The following is a 17,700-nucleotide window of genomic DNA, read 5'->3' on the forward strand; positions in this document are numbered from 1 at the left end:
AATGGGTCAGATAGGCTACTAGCTGACTGCAGTGCTAGCAGCCCTGACACTTTTTATTTGATGGTTTTATTATAGCAAAGACAGCGTTTTCATCATATAGACAAAGCGCCCAAATTTCTTTGGGCACCCTGCACAAATCTAATGCTTCAGTATAAATAGATAAGCAAAGGCTAAGTCATCTAGCCGCTTTAAATGGAGACCTGACTGTTGAGCAAACTTATCCAGCTTATATTGCAGCGAATTACGATGAATATACAAGCGCTGGGCTGTCTGTACCAGGTTGCCATGCTCCTGCCACATGGCAAGCACCAGATCCATGATCTCTTTATCAGCCAAAAGCAGCTGACTAAAATGCTTTGATAGTGCTGGCAAACCACTATTAGCTAAGAGTGACCAGAGCATGACCTCTGAAAAGGTCAGCAAGCGACCAGCAGAGTGCTCAGCAAGATAAGCTGTAAACACAGCATTTTCCTCTTTAAAATAGTCTCTCAAGGCATTTCCTGATACCTGATACCAGCCATTACCGATAAAAATCGTCAAGGCCAAAGCAAAATCGCTCTCAATCGTGGGCAATAAATCCGCCAAGAGCCGAAACAGGTCTGAACGGCTATGGTGACAGACCAAAAAGGCTGTCCTGGTCTGGCTAATGGGCAAAACAGCCTCAACTCCCTCTATGATCCCCTTTAGAAGCTCAATCAAATCACCTGCTAAAGGACTTTGATGGTTGATATAGATAAACTGACAGCCCTTAAGACCCTCCGGCTGCTCCCCTTGGCCCTGAATTAAATAGTGATACCAAGGAGATTCTTGGTCCTTGGATTGCTCTTTGTGCTGCCGCCCCAAGCCAAGCAAGAGCTGCTCCCTCTCTGACAAGCTGGATTTTGGAAAATGGAGGTACTGCTCCCCAACCTCAACGCTAATCCAATCTTGGTCAGCCAGAGGAAACGCACCCTCTTGCATATCAGGAAAATAGTCTTTTAATGCCATAAGCAGTCCTTTCAGGTTTCTTAGTCACATTATATCATAAAAACAAGCTTTCTTTTTTTAGCACAGATACAGCACAAAGCGGCCTATTTCCCCATACGACAACACTTCACACCTTGCTTTAATGCTAAGCAATAACTACAAGGCAGCACTTTCAAGTTTGAAAACGCTGTCACAAAAGTTTAAAAATTTTATTTTTTTAATGATATTAGCATTCATGTTATGAAGATGCAAGGGTATTTTTATACATTAGACTTCTATGAGCCTGTATTTACTTAAACATTTTGTTAAAAAACCTCAATTTGACTTCGTTCTTATCTGGTACAAGACCCAAGTCATTTTCGTAGAAATACCATAGCTAAAGCCCAAAGCCAGAGCTTCAAAGCCTTTAAGAACACTAGGTTTTCCGATAGCATGGTCACACTTATCATAGCTGACATAGCCTTTGAAGAGCAATAGGGAGATACGAGTCACTTATCAACAATACTATTAAGCTTCTCTAAAAATGGCTGTTAAACTAGTTGGATAGCTTATTCACCTGCTATTATACCATTTTAAGATGAGTAACTCTTATAGTGAAAAACGCTTCTGCTATTATGTAACTCTCATTGAAACCAGATGATCTAATCTCTATCTTCTTGTATCGGCACCAATCTTTTGTTACACTCATCTTGCCGGCATGAAACATTAATTCTTCTAACAATTCTCTGTATTTTTATAACTACAGAGACTAACAGGATTTAGGGAGGTTTGAAATATGTTGACTTCAAAAAGACTGTATCACCTAGGTAAAGCACCTTTAGAAATAGGATCTGTAGTCATTGGACTACTTGCCATGACCTTGGGAGCCCCTACCGTTAAAGCTAACCATTACAAAGTTGGGTGGGCATGGCCAAGCACTAGTAAAGTAGCAAATCACTATAAGTACGAAGACGCCACTAAGCCAATCCATGCAAAAGACTATCAAGAAACCACAGGACTGTACCTCATGGTTAATATCACTGGGGTAGATCACAATAAGCACACCATCGTATCTCCACATTATCAGGATATTAGACTAGAATATGGTAAAACCTACACCACAAATGATATGATAAATCTAGTTCAAGGCGTCATAGATCCTTCAGCAGAAAGCTTTAAGGTCATTAGCTTGAGTAATGCTAAATTAACCAAAGCCTCTACAAATCAAGGGCTTAGCACAGACCATTTTACAACACCAATCAAAGGACAATATCATCAAAAAGACCAAACGTACGCCTTGACGGGTCAGGTCCTTGTGGAAAAAGTTAACAAGGTAGCTCTCAAGGACATTAAGGTAATAGATAAGGCAGGAAATCCAATCCAAGATTCAGATGCCGTAGCTGTGACACAGTATGTCAAATTCCTCAAAAAAGACAATGGGCAGCTCGTTAATGTTGATGTAACTGACAGCCTTGGTAAAGAAGGACTTACCGGGTTAAGATACTATGGCAGCAGGGTCTCTTCTGAGGAGCTCTTTGAAGCTGCTAAAAAGGCTTTTGAAACCACTCAAGCCTTTAAAGACGGGTATCAGCTCATCAAGCGCATCAGTACAACAGTCACGCAGGATCTTAACATTGCTAATGGAGCTAGTGAACGTATGGTCTATCACGTTGATCACGATGAAGACTTTAACTATATCATAGACGCTAACAGAATAGCTCAAGCATATAATCCAAGCTATGATGTAACTGATCCGTTAACTTATGCTAGTCATCAAGACATAGTTACAGAAACCTATTTTATTTCTAAGGATATTAACGATGACTATAGCACAACCTATCGTCCAGTTACTATTTACCAACAGGACAAACAGCAGCAGCTTATTAATGAGTACACCTTTAAAACACACGAAGCGATTACCACTGAGACTATCGAAAAATACCTTAAAGGTTTGCCTAATACTTTCCAAGCTAAAAATGGTACTACCTACCAATTCACTGGCAGCTTAACCCCAATTTCTGAGACAGAATTCATCGCAGTCTACAAAAACCTGCAAAAATAAGACTAGTAGCCCTAGCTAGCTTCAACACAGCAGCATAGACGACAAAGACGAGTGATATGAGAACCACTCGTCTTTTACGATCTTTTGGTTGTATTGCCTATATTGCCGCATGATCCCCTAGGAAAACTGACCATCAGCTGCTTAGTTATCGATGTTTCGTATCTAGGATAATCGTGACTGGGCCATCATTGATCAGACTGACCTGCATGTCCGCACCAAAGACACCTCGCTGCACAGGCACTAGCTCCTCCAGATGATCATTAAAGCTGTTATAAAGCTGGCTAGCCTTATCAGGCTTAGCAGCTCCGGTGAAGGCAGGCCGGTTGCCCTTTTTGGTATCAGCGTATAGCGTAAACTGCGAGATAGACAAGACACTGCCCTCAATGTCCTGAATGGATCGGTTCATTTTGCCCTCGGGGTCTGAGAAAATCCGCATATGACTGATTTTACGCACTGCATAGTCTATATCCTCTGCCTGATCATCTGGACCTATGCCAACAAGCAGCAGCAAGCCCTGATCAATCGCGCCAGCTATTTTCCCATCAATCGACACTGAGGCCTCCTTAACACGCTGAATCACAATTTTCATGGTTGTCTCCCTTTTTATCCGTTGGTTCGTTTGACGCTGTAAACATCTGGAACTGCCTTGACCTTTTCAACAACAGCTGTCAGCTGAGCCAGATTAGGAATGCCAAAGCTCACATGAATATTGGCAAACTTCATGTCCTTGGTCGGCTGAGCATTGACAGTTGAAATGCTCTTGGTAGCGTTAGACAGAATTTGCAGCACATCATTAAGTAGGCCTATGCGATTGAGACCATAAATATCAATCTCAGCCTGATAGTCCTTGCTGGAATGCTCTAGATCCCACTCCACCTCAATGAGACGCTCCTGATAGCCGTCCTGACTCTTGATATTATGACAGTCCGCGCGGTGAATAGCGATACCGCGGCCCTTGGTAATATAGCCTTCAATCACATCTCCTGGTACGGGATTGCAGCATTTGGCGATACGCATGAGGAGTCCAGAAGCCCCTTGGATAATCACGCCATTTTCACTGCGAACCTTGAGAATCTCTTTGTTTTCATGCTTGACCTCACCGCCCTTAACCAGCTCCTCAGCTTCGGCCTTGGCCTTGGCACGCTCTTCCTCACGCCTTTCCTTTTCGGTTAACTTATTAAAGACACTGACTGGGCTAATATCGCCAAAGCCAACAGCGGCATAGAGAGACTCCTCACTTTTGACACTGACCTTTGGTAAAATCTCCTCAATACGCTTACGCTCAAGGTACTTGTTGGCAACATAGCCCTGCTCTTGAAAATAGCTAACCAGAAGCTCACGTCCTTTATTGATCGACAGCTCCTTGTCCTGATTTTTAAAGAATTGGCGAATCTTGTTGCGAGCCTTATTGGTTTTGACCAGCTTGATCCAGTCACGACTAGGACCAAAGGAATTCGGATTGGTGACAATTTCCACCACATCACCGGTTTTTAGCTTGGCTGTCAAGGGCACCATGCGGCCATTGACCTTGGCTCCTGTCGCCTTCTCACCGACCTGAGTGTGAATGGCATAGGCAAAGTCTATAGGGCCTGAATCCTTGGGCAATTCCTGCACTGCTCCTGTCGGTGTGAACACATAGATCCGCTCTGAGAAAATGTCCTCTTTGACCGAGTCAACAAAGCCTTTGGCATCGCCATTTGAGGCAGCTTGAAGCTCGACAAGCTCCTTAATCCAGTTCATGCCAACCTTTTGCTCGGCTTGATTGATCTTGCCACGAATACCTTTTTTGTAGGCCCAGTGGGCTGCCACCCCATACTCAGCGACCTGGTGCATTTCCTTGGTCCGAATTTGAATTTCAATCGGTCCTTTTGGTCCGTAAACAGTCGTGTGAATCGACTGATAGCCATTGGTCTTGGGCGCAGCGATGTAGTCCTTGAAGCGGCCAGGCATGGGACGCCAGAGCTCATGAATATAGCCGACCATCGCGTAAACATCACTTTGTGTCTCCATGACACAACGGATCGCAATCAAGTCAAATATCTGATCAAAGCGCTTTTTCTTGTCACGCATTTTCCGGTAAACCGAGTAGATGTGCTTGGGACGGCCATAGACATCACCATAAAGCCCTTGCTCGGTGGTGTAGGCGTTAATCTTAGTGACAATATCATCAACTAAGGCTTCGCGCTCCCGCCGTTTTTCTCTCATCATATGAGAGATTTTGTAGAATTCGATCTCATTGAGGTAGCGAAAGGCCAAGTCCTCCAGCTCCCACTTGATCCGACTGATCCCCAAGCGATGGGCCAGAGGCGCATAGATTTCCATGGTTTCTCGAGAGATCCGCTCCTGCTTGTCCTTACGTAGGTGCTTAAGGGTACGCATATTGTGCAGTCGATCCGCTAGCTTGACCAAAATCACACGAATGTCCTTTGACATGGCCATGAGCATTTTGCGGTGGTTTTCAGCCAGCTGCTCCTCGTGAGACTTGTATTCCACCTTACCAAGCTTTGTGACCCCATCTACAATGTCACGAACGTCCTTACCAAAGTCAAACTCAATGTCTTCTAGGGTAATATCAGTATCCTCTACCACATCATGCAAAAAGCCACAGGCAACTGTCACAGCGTCCAAATGCAGGTCTGCTAGGATTGCTGCTACCTGAATAGGGTGCACAATATAAGGCTCCCCCGACTTTCTAACCTGGTAAAAATGAGCAGCTGTCGCATAATCAAGCGCCTTTTGCACAAGCTCGACGTCACCGTCTATCATGTACTTGGCAGCAAGGGCAACAACTTCCTCTCCTGATAAATTGATTTCTTTAACCATTTACTTCCTCAATACTAGTTGTTTTTCCTATTTTAACACTTTCACTGTAAAAGCAAAAGAAGGAATCCTAAAAGCCGCAGATAAAGCGCAGAAAACCATTAGCCTAGACTGATGAGCCCTAATACCACAAAAAGCAACAGACAGGAGACTGTTGCTTTTGTGTTAGAACGATAGTCGCTCTATTATTTCGGCTATTGTCCATTGGGGAAAGAGGAAATAGCTTAGTTTTCTTTGCGTTTAGGAGACACCACAGCCATACCAGCACCAGCGATGACAGTAAGAGCTGCAATAGTGAAGAATGGGTTAGCAGACTCACCAGTAGATGGCAATTGACCTGCTTTGGCAGTTGTAGAGCCTGGGTTTGCTTGTGAAGCACGACCACCTTGTGACAATGATTTAATCCTGTCAGCTAGCTCTTGCTTCAAGCGGTTGATTTCTGCTTGAAGATCTGCATTCGCATGGTCTTTCTTCTCAAGCATTTCTTTAAGTTTTGAAAGTTCCTCAGCATGAGCTTTTTTGAGTTCTTCAATCTTAGCTTCAAGCGCTTCTTTTTCTTTCTTAACTGCTTCAAGCTCTTCTTCTTTCTTAGCTAGTTGTGCTTTAAGATCTGCTACCTCAGCTTTAGCAGCTGCAACTTCTTTTTCAAGCTCTGCTACTTTAGCATCTGATTCTGCTTTTTGTTTTTCAAGCTCTGCTACTTTAGCTTGTGATTCTTCAAGAGCTTTATCAGAAGCATCTTTTTGTTTTTGTAGCTCAGCAATTTCGCGTTTACCTGATTCAATCAAGCGCTCTGAAACAGCAAGCTCTGTCTTAACTTTTTCTAGCTCTGTTTGAAGTGATGCAATGGTGTCATTTGCAGCTGCAAGCTCTGCATCAGCCTTAGCCTTATCAGCAGTTAATTGATCAATTTCTGCTAATTTTTCAGCCATTTCACGTTTTGCAGACTCTACCAAGCGGTCTAGACTACCAACGTTTTCCATTAACTTTTCAGCTTCTGCTGTTTTAGCTGCCAATTTATCTGCTAATTCTTTTGATACTGCAAAAGCCTTATCACGACTTGCTTCAGCACTGCTTAGTTTATCTGCTAATTCTTTTGTGATCTGAATAGCACGATTTTTATCTTTTTCTGAAGCAGAAAGCTTATCAGCCAATTCCTTTGTCATCTTAGCTGACTTATCACGTTCCTTTTGAAGTTCAGCTTTTAATTTTGTATTTTCTTTCGCTGATCTTGATAAGGTTTTAGCAATTGATTTCGCAAGATTATTATTAGTTTCCTTAGCTTTAGCTAATTCCTCCTCTTTTACTTGAAGATTCATGGATACATCATTTAGCTTACCTTCAAGTCTTTCTTTAGCCTTTCTTTCTTCCCGTTCGCTATCTACAACCTGCTCTAGCTTAGCAACTTTTTCAGCCAATTCAGATTTTAGCTCAACTTCATTTGAAAGACGTTCTTTAACAGCCTCTAGCAGTAGAGAGGTAAAGGTATATCCAGTATGTGCATAATCACCATTATCAGGGGTAAAAGTTCCAAATTCTGTATTATAATAATTAAACAAACTGCTTAACCATGGCCCACTAGCATAACCAACGCGACCATTATCTAAACCATCTAATAATTTTAAAACGGTTTCTAAATCTGCTTCAGATAAAATTTGTCTCAATTCTTTGAGTACTGTTGGTCTATCTTTCCCAATACCTGATAATCCGTTCAATCTATCATACAGTTTTTTTTCACTCATTAGACGACTTAATCGACCTCTATCTTTATCTGTTATTTCCGGACTCTTTGTATCAGCTTGAACCCCTCCCAACACACTTACCGCAACTAATACTGATGCTGCACCGGCACTTAGTTTTCTGATGCTAAATTTTTGCTTGTTATTTCTCAAAAACATATGTCAATTCCTCTCTACCCGTTATGGGCACACTTTTTTGTTTTACCATACTATTATAATCTCATGGCACTTTTATTTTAATGACAGGAACTTCTTTATGCAGTACATTGTCATTTTTATTTAATAACTAATAATGTATATTATTGTTTTTTATGTCTATTTTTTCATTATAAGTGCATATCCTTGCTTTTCTTAAATTTTAAGATAGAATAAGATACCGCGAGGATTATGAAGGGGGTGACGCTTAGCATGGATACTATGTCGTTAGTAAAATCTCTACAAGCCTGCTTGAAGTTATCAATTACAGTATTTGATAAGGATCATCAAGTAATAGAAAGCTTTTGGAATGATGATACCTTTGAATTTTATTATCGTTTTCAAGTAGTGCTTAGGCAAATGGACAAGGAACAGGCGACCAATCTTTTCTTTCAGGGAAGCTATAATGAGCTTTTTTTAATATACCGTTATCAGGACCATTATATTTTAATCGGCCCTTGGCGCTGTAATGTTTTGGATAAGACCTTTTTTAAGGTGGCCGTTGCTGATAAGGATTTGACTAAGGAAGAAGAAGAGATTCTTTACCAGGCGCTAAAGCATTTACCTGTTTATCCCTTAAGTGCCATTCGTGACCTCTTGATTGTGGTCCATTACTTCTTTTCCGGCAAGATAGAGGATTTGTTATCACCTCCTTTACGTCACTATATTAGGGATTTTTCCGACAATATCGAGGTGCAAAAGGCCAATATGTTTGTCAAGAAGCAGGAATCTAAGGTTTGTCTCTACAATTATGAGAAAAACCTATCTAGCATTGTTCAAGAGGGTGATGTGCACAAGCTCAAGGAAATCATCTTCAGTCTACGAAATACCTTTATCCCTGTGGTGAGCGGCGATACGCTACGCTCTGAAAAAAATTATTCTATCATTGCCTTTGATCGACTAGCCCAGATTGCCATTCAATCTGGTATGGATATTGCTGATGCCTACCATTCACGTGAGGAATTCATGAGAGACAGCGAGCTTGCGACCTCAATGCCAGATGTGCTCAAAATTCGTGATGCCTCACTGGTCTTTTACACCCAAAAGGTGAGCGAGCTGCGTGACAACCGCTGGAAGCATGTCTCTCCTACGGTTAACGCCATTATCCAATATATCAGTGTCAACCTGCATAAGAGTGTCACAACCGCTGAGCTGGCACAGCATTTTAACATGAGCGAGTCCAAGTTGAGACAGATCTTTAAGCGTGATACAGGCTTGACCATCTATCAATACACCTCTAATATGAAAATTGAAGAGGCTAAGACACTGCTGCGCTCTGCCTATGCCATTAATCACATTTCAGACGTGCTGGGCTTCACTGATCCCTCACATTTTTCAAAATTTTTCAAAAAACATACCGGAGAAAGCCCAAAGGCCTATCAAAATCGCAAGCATTAGCGATGAAGGCCTCTTGATCCGACTAACAGCTACTACTAAGCTCTCTCCATAAAAAGACTTGATGATTTGGCGTTAAAGTCCTTGTCACCAAGCCTTTTTTTATGTGATGTGACTAGTGAGCTATCTGTCAAGACACTGTCATATGAGTTGTGTATTTAGGGGTATTGTGCTAAGCTGGTTAGGAAACTAATCTTCTAAAGGAGTCTTTTATGACAGACTTAACCCTTGTTTTTATCAGCCTTAGTGGTAATACCCTGAGCTTTGTTAGGCGCTTGTCGCAATATCTGGCAGAAAAGCACCACATACAGACTAAAACAATTAACATCAAGGAGCTTCATCACGAAACCTTTCCAGTCAAGGAGAGCTTTGTTGCTATTTTGCCGACCTATCTTGAGGGGGGAAATGGGATTGACTCAGGGGAGGTTGAAATCTTGACCAATCCACTGGGAGACTTTATCGCAGCGCATGATAATGTCAAGCATTGTCTAGGCATTATCGGCTCTGGCAACAAAAACTTTAATCACCAGTATTGTCTGACAGCCAAGCAGTATGCTAAGCGTTTTGGCTTTCCAATGCTGGGAGATTTTGAGCTACGTGGGACCAGTGCTGACATTGAGCGCTTGGCTCAGGTGATTGTGGCTAGACTGACCGCTGACCAACAATCGTAAGCTAGGGGATAGACAAAAGGGAGGCCTAGTGCTTCTGTTGAACAACCTAGTGCTTAGATGATGCTTAACCATGAGATTAATGGAGGCTTTTGAACAGTCGATAGGAGATTGGTATGACGACACTCATTATCATTCGAGGGAATGCCGCCTCTGGTAAAACAAGTCTGGCTAAGGCCCTACAAACAGCCCTAGGAGAGAAGACACTTTTGCTGTCTCAGGATCAGCTGCGCAGAGACATGCTCCATGCTCGTGACGGCTTTGACACACCTACGATTTCTCTCATTCTTAACCTACTAGACTATGGGCAGCAGCACTGTGACTATATCATTTTAGAGGGAATTCTTAGAGCCGACTGGTACCAGCCTGTTTGGGAAAAAATCACAGAGCTTTTCCCAGATCGCTACCATGCTTATTATTATGACTTACCCTTTGAGGAGACCTTATATCGCCATTCGACCAGAGCAAAGTCCAGTGAATTTGGTGAAGCTGAGCTAAGGCGCTGGTGGAACCACAAGGACTATCTCAGCCAACTGACAGAACAGACGATCACTGCTAACTTATCTCTAGAGGAGGCACTAGAGTACATCTTGACAGCCGTTAGCAAAAAAGCAGATCACCGCTAACATATCTTGCTTTCCTTTGATGGTAAGGCCAACAAACACTATTGAAGTGACATCAAAGTCCTAAGCATTTGAACTCAGAGCTTTGAGCACACTAATGGTGATAGAAAAGGTAACCACTCACACCCCAGCTGAGTCTAAAACAAGGAGTAGCTAGTAAGGATCAAAGCCAGCTACAAGGCACCACAGATCGTCACTATCTGATACAGACCAGACGAGGTAACTAGCCCACAGTCTGATTGGTGCGTCTGGCAGTTGTCTGTGGCTTTCTCATCTACTCATGGCACTTAAATGCAAAAAAAGCTCTTAGAAGCCTTGCGATAAGCTTACTTCTAAGAGCCAAAATAACAATCTGTTTCTTGCAATACCAGCAGCCGGTCAAGGCCTGCTGGCTTTTTTTATAGCTTCCAGTTGAGATCAACCTCTAGTCCATAATGATCGCTGACCACCGGTGCCTCACCACCATCAAAGGTCACCTTTGAGCTGTTAATGGTAAAGGCCTTACTGGTGAAGACATGGTCGACCTTAAAGGCCTCCTTGTTATCCTCCCAGCCATCAATAGCAGCAACAATACTATGATCTCCAAAGACATAGTCTGCAGCCTGATGACTATCCTGAAGGTCTAAGGGGCTTTTTAGAATCAGCTCATAGCCCTCTTGGCCACTTGGATTGTTAAAATCTCCCAGCAACAGCACAGGACAGGTCAGCTGCTGTAGAGCTGCCTCTAATCGTTGCCATTCTTCGACAAAGCCCTTGTCAAACCAAGACAAATGTAGGCTCACAACAGCTACCTCCCTGCCATCAATGGTTGTTTGGGCCAGCAAGGCCCGTCTGGTATGGTAATCATACTCATCAGCCACCGCTGAGACTAAAATATCTGAAACCTGGATCGGCTCCTTGGATAAGATCGCGACCCCCTCATGGTAAATATCATAGCCAATATGATTGTAGGCCCACGACCAGTAATAGCTCTGGCCACGCTTTTTTAGGTAATTAACAAGCAAGAGGGCAAAGTTGTCCTGATGAATGGCAGGTGTCCCTGCAATTGGTTGGTAGCCCGCTAATGATACTGCTGCTTCGCTGTCAATCAGCTGATTGATTTCTTGTAGGCAAACCACGTCATAGTTCTGAGCCAAAATATGCTCTGCCAAGTCGAACAACTTTTTTAAGGCATTAGCTTCCATCCAAGAATGTGTGTTAAGGGTTAAGAGCTTGGTCATATCTTCTCCTATACGACAAGAGAAGTGGCAGCCTGCAAGCCTACATGCTGCTATCTACCACTCTCTTTGATTATTCTTAAAGCTCTACCTGTGCAACGAGGGTCTTAGCCTTTTGTTGACCAGTCGCAACAAGGTTAACAGCTTTGATGCTTGTAGTATTGGTAAAGGCGACAACAACCGTTGTCTTGCGCCCTGCTGCTGTAATCGCAACCAAGTCAGCCTCAGCCAAGAGATCTCCTGCCGATACGCGCTGACCCTCACTAACCTTAACAGTAAAGGGCTCACCATTCAAGTCAACGGTATCAAGACCAATGTGGACCAGCACCTCTAGGCCGCTATCTGTCAGCAAGCCAAAGGCGTGCTTGGTTGGAAAGACATGCGTTACCAGACCTGTCACTGGCGCATAGATGGCGCCATTTGCAGGCTCAACAGCAAAGCCATCTCCCATCATTTTAGCTGCAAAGACCTGATCAGAAACTGCTGTGATTGGCAAGACTTCTCCATCTGCTACTGCCAAAACAGCCTCTGTTAGGTTTTTAAAGTCCGTCTGCTGTGATGATGAGGCAGCAGGCTTCAGCTCTGGAATGACTGCACCAGAGTCTAGCAGGTCTTGGATATCTGATTTTAAAATATCAGCCTTTGGCCCATAGACAGCCTGAACACCACTGCCCTTGATGATTAGCCCCATAGCACCTGCCTGCTTCCAATGCTCCTCGCTGCCAACCTTGCTTGGGTCATTGACTGTTACACGCAAGCGAGTCATACAAGCATCTACATCAGCAATATTCTCACGTCCACCCAGGAGATTAATGATTTGGACGACCTGTGAATGACCATCAATAGGCTGCTGTGACTCAGGCCTTGTATCATCGTTTTCTAGCATATCAGCATCGTAATTACCTAGGCGACCTGCTGTTGCTAGCTTCATTTTTTTAATCATAAAATCAGCAATAAGATACATGACCACAGCAAACAGAATAGACACCCAGACAAAATTAATCAGATCCATGCCAAGTCCAGCCTTAATCGCCATAGGCGTGCGAGTCAATAGCTCGATATTACCAAAGGAATGCACACGCAGGCTAACCAAATCAGCCATTGCAAATGAAGCTCCTTGAACAAGGGCATAAACCAGATATAATGGCATAGCAGCAAACATAAACATGTATTCCAGTGGCTCAGTAACCCCTGTCAAAAATACCGCGGCCGCTGCTGAGATAAACATCATCTTGTACTGATGCTTTTTGTCCGCATCAACATTGCGATACATCGCTAGGGCAACCCCCATAAGCGTTCCTGTTGCACCAATCATTTGTCCAACCTTAAAACGAGCCGGAACAACAGTATCCATCAAATGCTGATAGCTTGACACATTAGAGCCCTTGAGATTAACAAGGTCAGTAACCCAGGCTAGCCAAAGAGGATCTTGACCAAATACCTTAGTTCCAGCAGCTGCTCCTGTCATGACCTCATAGGTTCCCCCAAGAGCTGTATAGTTCATTGGAATCGTTAGCATATGGTGAAGGCCAAATGGCAGCAAGAGACGCTCCAATGTCCCATATAAGAACGGCGCAAGGATTGGAGCTGTGTCCTGAGATGAGGCAATCCACATGCCAAAGCCATTAATACCAGATTGGATCACTGGCCAAATCAAAGCCAACAATAGAGCCACAAGAGCCGAACGAAGGATAACCACAAAAGGAACAAAGCGTTTCCCATTAAAGAAAGCAAGGACATCAGGCAGCTTACGGTAATTGTAGTATTTGTTATAGGCTGTTGCACCCACAAAACCAGCAATAATCCCAACAAAGACACCTGTATTAAGGGCAGGCGACTCCAAGACACTTGTAAAGTAGTCTTTGACAATCATCTCAGTGCCTAAGAGACTTTTAATCTTGGCCTCTGGATCAGTCAGCATGGCTGAAGAAACGCCATAGATAGCTCCTGTAATACGGTTAATCAAAACAAAAGCAAGCCCTGAAGCAAAGGCACCACCGGCACGCTCCTTGGCCCAGCTGCCACCAATAGCAAGGGCAAAGAGCAAATGAAGATTACCAATAACTGCCCAACCAACCTGAGCAATAACATTGCCAAGCGTCGCTAAAAGCTGCGACTCCTGATTAAGCATGGGCAGAGAATTTCCAATACTCACCATTAAACCTGCTGCAGGCATAACAGCAATGACAACCATCAAGCATTTCCCGAATTTTTGCCAAAACTCGAAGCTAAAAAATTGTTTGAATGATGTTTTCATTCGACCTCTCCTTTTTTGGACTAAGAATTGAGAAAACATCTGCTACAAACCAGACTAGCTCCCAATTCCTCTTAAAATAAGCACACTTAACGCAAACGTTTGCGCTTTTGATAAGCTTATTTTACCAACCTTTTTTTGTTTTGTAAAGCGTTTTCTTAGAATATCTCACTGAAAATGCTAAAGTAAACATTGCTCCTCTTTAATACTATTAGCAGACAAAATAAATTCCTAAATAAAAAACCTTATTGCTAAGTAGAACACTAGTGGCTTACTTAGGCTAAGGCCTTAACGGTGAATCAAACAATAAAAGGCGTAGTCTCTCTTTCAATAATCTGATGAGGAACCAACACTGGCTGTGGTGATGGCGCTGCGCTGGATAAGACCAGCTCTGCAGCTTGCTCTCCCAGCCGATAAGGGAAAATGTCAATAGAGGTCAAGGCAGGACTGGCGAGCTCTGCTAGGACAGAATTATTGAAGCTAACGATTGCTAGCTGAGTGTCAGCTGCTGCTTGCTTGATGAGGCGCTGCAAATGGATAGCTAGCACATCATCACAGACTACAAAGGCCACTTTAGAGCGCTTGGCTAATTGGTCCAGCAGCTGCTTTTGGCTTTTCCTATCGTCCTTTAGCGTGATACACAGGGCTTGAGCTGTCAGAGCCTTTGAAGCCATCAACGCTGCATAGCCCTTATAACGCTCTGCCTGCACCAACTCGTCCATGTCAGTATAAGCATAGACAATAGCCTCATAGCCTTTTTGAAGGAGAAATACTGCTGCATCATAGCCGGCTTGATGGTTATTGTTGTTGACAAATTTGGCATTGCCAGGATCCTTTGTCGTTGATTGCCCAACGACAACACAATCCACCCTTTGCCTTTTGACAAAGTCAAAAACCTGATCATCTGTTTTGGAATAAAGAAAAATCAGCTTGCCAATATTGCCACTACGGATCATGTTTTGCACGTTTTTTAGCAATTCGGTCTCACTACGCCCAGTTGCAAGGGCTACCATGTAGCCCTGATCGGTACAAACAGCAGCAATCCCTTGGATAATCTGCATGAAAAAAGGGTTATTCCCCAGAGAATCCTGACCCTCACGCACCGGCAAAATGATCCCGACAGTATTGGACTTTCGCTTAACAAGGTTTTGCGCCGAATAATTAGGTGAATAGTCCAAGGCCTCCATAGCTTTTTTGACACGCTCTTTTGTCGCCTGACTAATCATATCACTGTCATTGATGGCACGTGAAGCTGTTGAGGGCGAAACCCCTGCTAGTCTTGCCACATCTTTTATCGTAACCATTTGTCTCTCCTCTACCAATCCATTTGACGAGTATCCTTATTTTGAGATGATTTGTTATATTTTTTTACAAATAAAGCTGCAAAGGCCCGACAGCTTTGCGCCTACGCGGGCTAGACTAGCCCTTTGATTTGCGGCAGTCTCCTTCTTAGCGATCCTTTTGTTAAGCGGTGCTTTATTAGCATAATCGCAGATGCTCCTCTTTTTTCTGTCAAGCACTGAGCCACAAGGTGCTGTCTCCTATTAACGCTATCAGCTAGACATTAGCTCCAGGGCATAGCTGACAGCACTCAGGGCATAGAGCGGCGCTGTTTCTGTCCGCATGATACGAGGACCCAGTCCCACAGTAATAGCACCTGCTTGCTTAAAGCTAGCCAGCTCTTTTGGAGAAATACCACCCTCTGGTCCAAAGATAAAGAGGACTTTTTGACCTGGGCTAAGATCTGCAAGCTCACGCGCCAATGTCGACCTTTCACCTGCCTTAGCTGCTTCCTCATAAGCGATAAAGCACTTATCAAACTGCTTAAGCTGCTTTAATAGCTCACCCTTTTGGTCAAATAGTTGAATCTCCGGTACGCGATTACGCTTGGATTGCTCTGCTGCTCCAAGAGCAATTTTAGCTAATTTTTCTTGCTTTTTAGCTAGCTTCTTGCTATCCCACTTGACCACCGACCAGTCTGCTGGAAAGCCCCAAATAGCTGCTGCCCCTAACTCAGTCGCCTTCTGAGTGATAACATCTAGCTTATCGCCCTTGGGAAAGCCTGAAGCAATAGTCACCTCAACGGGCATTTCAAGGTTTTCTTCCAGCTCTTTGATAAGCTCCACCTCATAGGCCGAGCTGTCTGACACCCTTGCCAAGCGTTTAATGCCATCATCAAAGACTAGCACCAGCTCTTCCTTATCCGTCAAGCGCATCACTTGAAACATATGCTTAATGGTATCCTTATCGGTCAGCTGAACGATTTTTTCTGCCCTGCCTTTAATAAAATACTGCTGCATTAGCCACCAATCACTCCTGATAAATCATCTGTTTTTTTGAAAATAAGAGCATTCCACTCGCCCTGAAGCATGTGAGTCTCTAGCAAAAAGCCCGCATTAAGAGCAGCCTGCTTCACCATATCCAGCTTTTCTGAAATAATCCCTGACATGATCAGATAGCCCTCAGCCTTGATAAGACGGTAAGCATCTGCTGTCACATGCACCAAAATATCTGCCAAGATATTGGCGACAATAACGTCTGCCTCTTGAGTAAGGCCTTTTAGCAGGTCTCCAGCTGCTACATGGATATTGTCAGTGGCTTGATTGAGGGCAATGTTGTCTTTGGCAACACGCACCGCCACATCATCTAAATCATAAGCAAAGACCTCTTTGGCGCCAAGCAGAGAGCTGGCAATTGATAGCACACCTGAGCCTGTCCCCACATCAATAACTGTCTCGCCGCCACGAAGCACCTGCTCCAAAGCAAACAAGCTTAGCTTAGTTGTTGGGTGTGTGCCTGTTCCAAATGCCATACCCGGATCAAGCCTAATGATCTTCTCACCTGCTGTGGCTTCATAATCTGTCCAGCTAGGGACTATTGTCAAATCATGCGTGATACGAGCAGGCTCATAATAGGCTTTCCAGTTGTCCGCCCAATCCTCTTCAGCTAATTCTTGATTAGTCAGAATTAGCTCGCCAAGCTCCACATCACACTGTTTTAGCCTGTTCAAGCCCTGATTGATGGTCTGTCTGATGTCATCAATATCAGCTGAGCTTGGATAATAGGCTGTAATAGTAACCATTTCTGACTGCTCAACAGCTGGATAAAGCTCCCCAAAACGGTCCTCTTGACCGATATAGTCTGCAGTGTCATTGATAGCAACTCCTTGACTGCCAGCCTCTATCAGCAGATTGGAAACAGCTTCTTCTGCCTCACGATGGACTGTAATTGTCAACTCTTGCCATGCCTTCATAACGATACCCTTGCTGCCATATCATCAGTGGTCATTTGCCCTTAGCCTAAAACCAGTGACCCTCTATCAGATCAAAGCAGCCTTTCCTTTCAAGCTTCTTTATTTATAGTAACATAAGCTAATGCTATCCTGTGTGCCAAATATTGCACTGCTGTCTCAGAGGTTTCATACTAAGGACAAACATAGCACCAAGGCCTATTGTCCCATAAGCCCAGCCCTTATCAAGGACGCATTGCCTAACAAATCTCAGCCAGTCTAAAGGTAGATAGGCTCTTGATAGACCCTATTTTACCATATTTTATACGAGCTACATCAAAAAAGAGCAGCTCTCTTGTAAATCTAGAAAAGCCAATAGCTTATTTACCTGCTGAAGCTCCAAGCCTTCATCAAGCCTTTGAAATAGCTGAAAGACCTCTCATTTTTCAGCCACCTTTTAGGCCATCAAATTAATCTCATTAAAAAATTTATAACATATATTGTATTCTTAGATGTCAAGTGATATACTTAACCAGTAATAGAGTTAACTGGT

General features: G+C 43.5%; 13 protein-coding genes. 4 read left to right on the forward strand and 9 right to left on the reverse strand.

The window, feature by feature from the left end; translation table 11 throughout:
• Positions 1-138: 138 nt before the first annotated feature.
• Positions 139-987 carry a helix-turn-helix domain-containing protein gene (locus tag I2432_RS09345; RefSeq protein ID WP_206158752.1) on the reverse strand — a complete coding sequence of 283 codons (849 nt, stop codon included), beginning with the start codon at positions 985-987 and terminating at the stop codon, positions 139-141.
• 754 nt (positions 988-1,741) lie between these two features.
• On the opposite strand from I2432_RS09345, the gene I2432_RS09350 reads away from it, so the two are divergent.
• Positions 1,742-3,007, forward strand: coding sequence for a kinase (locus tag I2432_RS09350; RefSeq protein ID WP_206158753.1), 1,266 nt, complete (start codon positions 1,742-1,744; stop codon positions 3,005-3,007).
• A gap of 145 nt (positions 3,008-3,152) precedes the next feature.
• Here the strand turns inward: I2432_RS09350 and dtd are convergent, their stop codons facing one another.
• From dtd to I2432_RS09365, 3 genes are all read right to left on the reverse strand, one after another.
• Positions 3,153-3,596, reverse strand: coding sequence for a D-aminoacyl-tRNA deacylase (gene dtd / locus I2432_RS09355; RefSeq protein ID WP_206158754.1), 444 nt, complete (start codon positions 3,594-3,596; stop codon positions 3,153-3,155).
• Between the two features lie 14 nt (positions 3,597-3,610).
• A complete protein-coding gene (locus I2432_RS09360; RefSeq protein WP_206158755.1) occupies positions 3,611-5,830 on the reverse strand; it encodes a RelA/SpoT family protein in 2,220 nt (739 codons plus the stop codon).
• A gap of 221 nt (positions 5,831-6,051) precedes the next feature.
• Positions 6,052-7,725 (reverse strand): YSIRK-type signal peptide-containing protein, encoded by a 1,674-nt coding sequence (locus I2432_RS09365; protein ID WP_206158756.1) that lies wholly within the window; start codon positions 7,723-7,725, stop codon positions 6,052-6,054.
• 249 nt (positions 7,726-7,974) lie between these two features.
• On the opposite strand from I2432_RS09365, the gene sezV reads away from it, so the two are divergent.
• From sezV to I2432_RS09380, 3 genes are all read left to right on the forward strand, one after another.
• Positions 7,975-9,159: a YSIRK-targeted surface antigen transcriptional regulator gene (gene sezV / locus I2432_RS09370; RefSeq protein ID WP_206158757.1), complete on the forward strand. Its 1,185-nt coding sequence runs from the start codon at positions 7,975-7,977 to the stop codon at positions 9,157-9,159.
• A 209-nt stretch (positions 9,160-9,368) separates the two neighbouring features.
• Positions 9,369-9,827, forward strand: a complete 459-nt coding sequence (gene nrdI, locus I2432_RS09375; protein WP_043031512.1) for a class Ib ribonucleoside-diphosphate reductase assembly flavoprotein NrdI — start codon at positions 9,369-9,371, stop codon at positions 9,825-9,827.
• A gap of 113 nt (positions 9,828-9,940) precedes the next feature.
• A complete protein-coding gene (locus tag I2432_RS09380) occupies positions 9,941-10,450 on the forward strand; it encodes a kinase (protein WP_206158758.1) in 510 nt (169 codons plus the stop codon).
• A gap of 395 nt (positions 10,451-10,845) precedes the next feature.
• Here I2432_RS09380 and I2432_RS09385 read toward each other — a convergent pair whose 3' ends face one another.
• The 5 genes from I2432_RS09385 to prmA all read right to left on the reverse strand — a co-directional run bounded on the left by I2432_RS09385 (position 10,846) and on the right by prmA (position 17,171).
• Positions 10,846-11,667, reverse strand: coding sequence for an endonuclease/exonuclease/phosphatase family protein (locus I2432_RS09385; RefSeq protein WP_206158759.1), 822 nt, complete (start codon positions 11,665-11,667; stop codon positions 10,846-10,848).
• Between the two features lie 76 nt (positions 11,668-11,743).
• Positions 11,744-13,921, reverse strand: a complete 2,178-nt coding sequence (locus I2432_RS09390) for a PTS transporter subunit IIBC (RefSeq protein WP_206158760.1) — start codon at positions 13,919-13,921, stop codon at positions 11,744-11,746.
• A gap of 296 nt (positions 13,922-14,217) precedes the next feature.
• Positions 14,218-15,222, reverse strand: a complete 1,005-nt coding sequence (locus tag I2432_RS09395) for a LacI family DNA-binding transcriptional regulator (RefSeq protein WP_206158761.1) — start codon at positions 15,220-15,222, stop codon at positions 14,218-14,220.
• A gap of 249 nt (positions 15,223-15,471) precedes the next feature.
• Positions 15,472-16,218, reverse strand: a complete 747-nt coding sequence (locus tag I2432_RS09400) for a 16S rRNA (uracil(1498)-N(3))-methyltransferase (RefSeq protein WP_206158762.1) — start codon at positions 16,216-16,218, stop codon at positions 15,472-15,474.
• Positions 16,218-17,171: a 50S ribosomal protein L11 methyltransferase gene (prmA, locus tag I2432_RS09405; protein ID WP_206158763.1), complete on the reverse strand. Its 954-nt coding sequence runs from the start codon at positions 17,169-17,171 to the stop codon at positions 16,218-16,220. The genes I2432_RS09400 and prmA overlap by 1 nt, the downstream gene beginning before the upstream one ends.
• Positions 17,172-17,700: the final 529 nt, after the last annotated feature.

Source organism: Streptococcus equi subsp. zooepidemicus, from assembly GCF_015689395.1.
In the GTDB taxonomy this organism is placed as follows: Bacteria; Bacillota; Bacilli; order Lactobacillales; family Streptococcaceae; genus Streptococcus; species Streptococcus equi.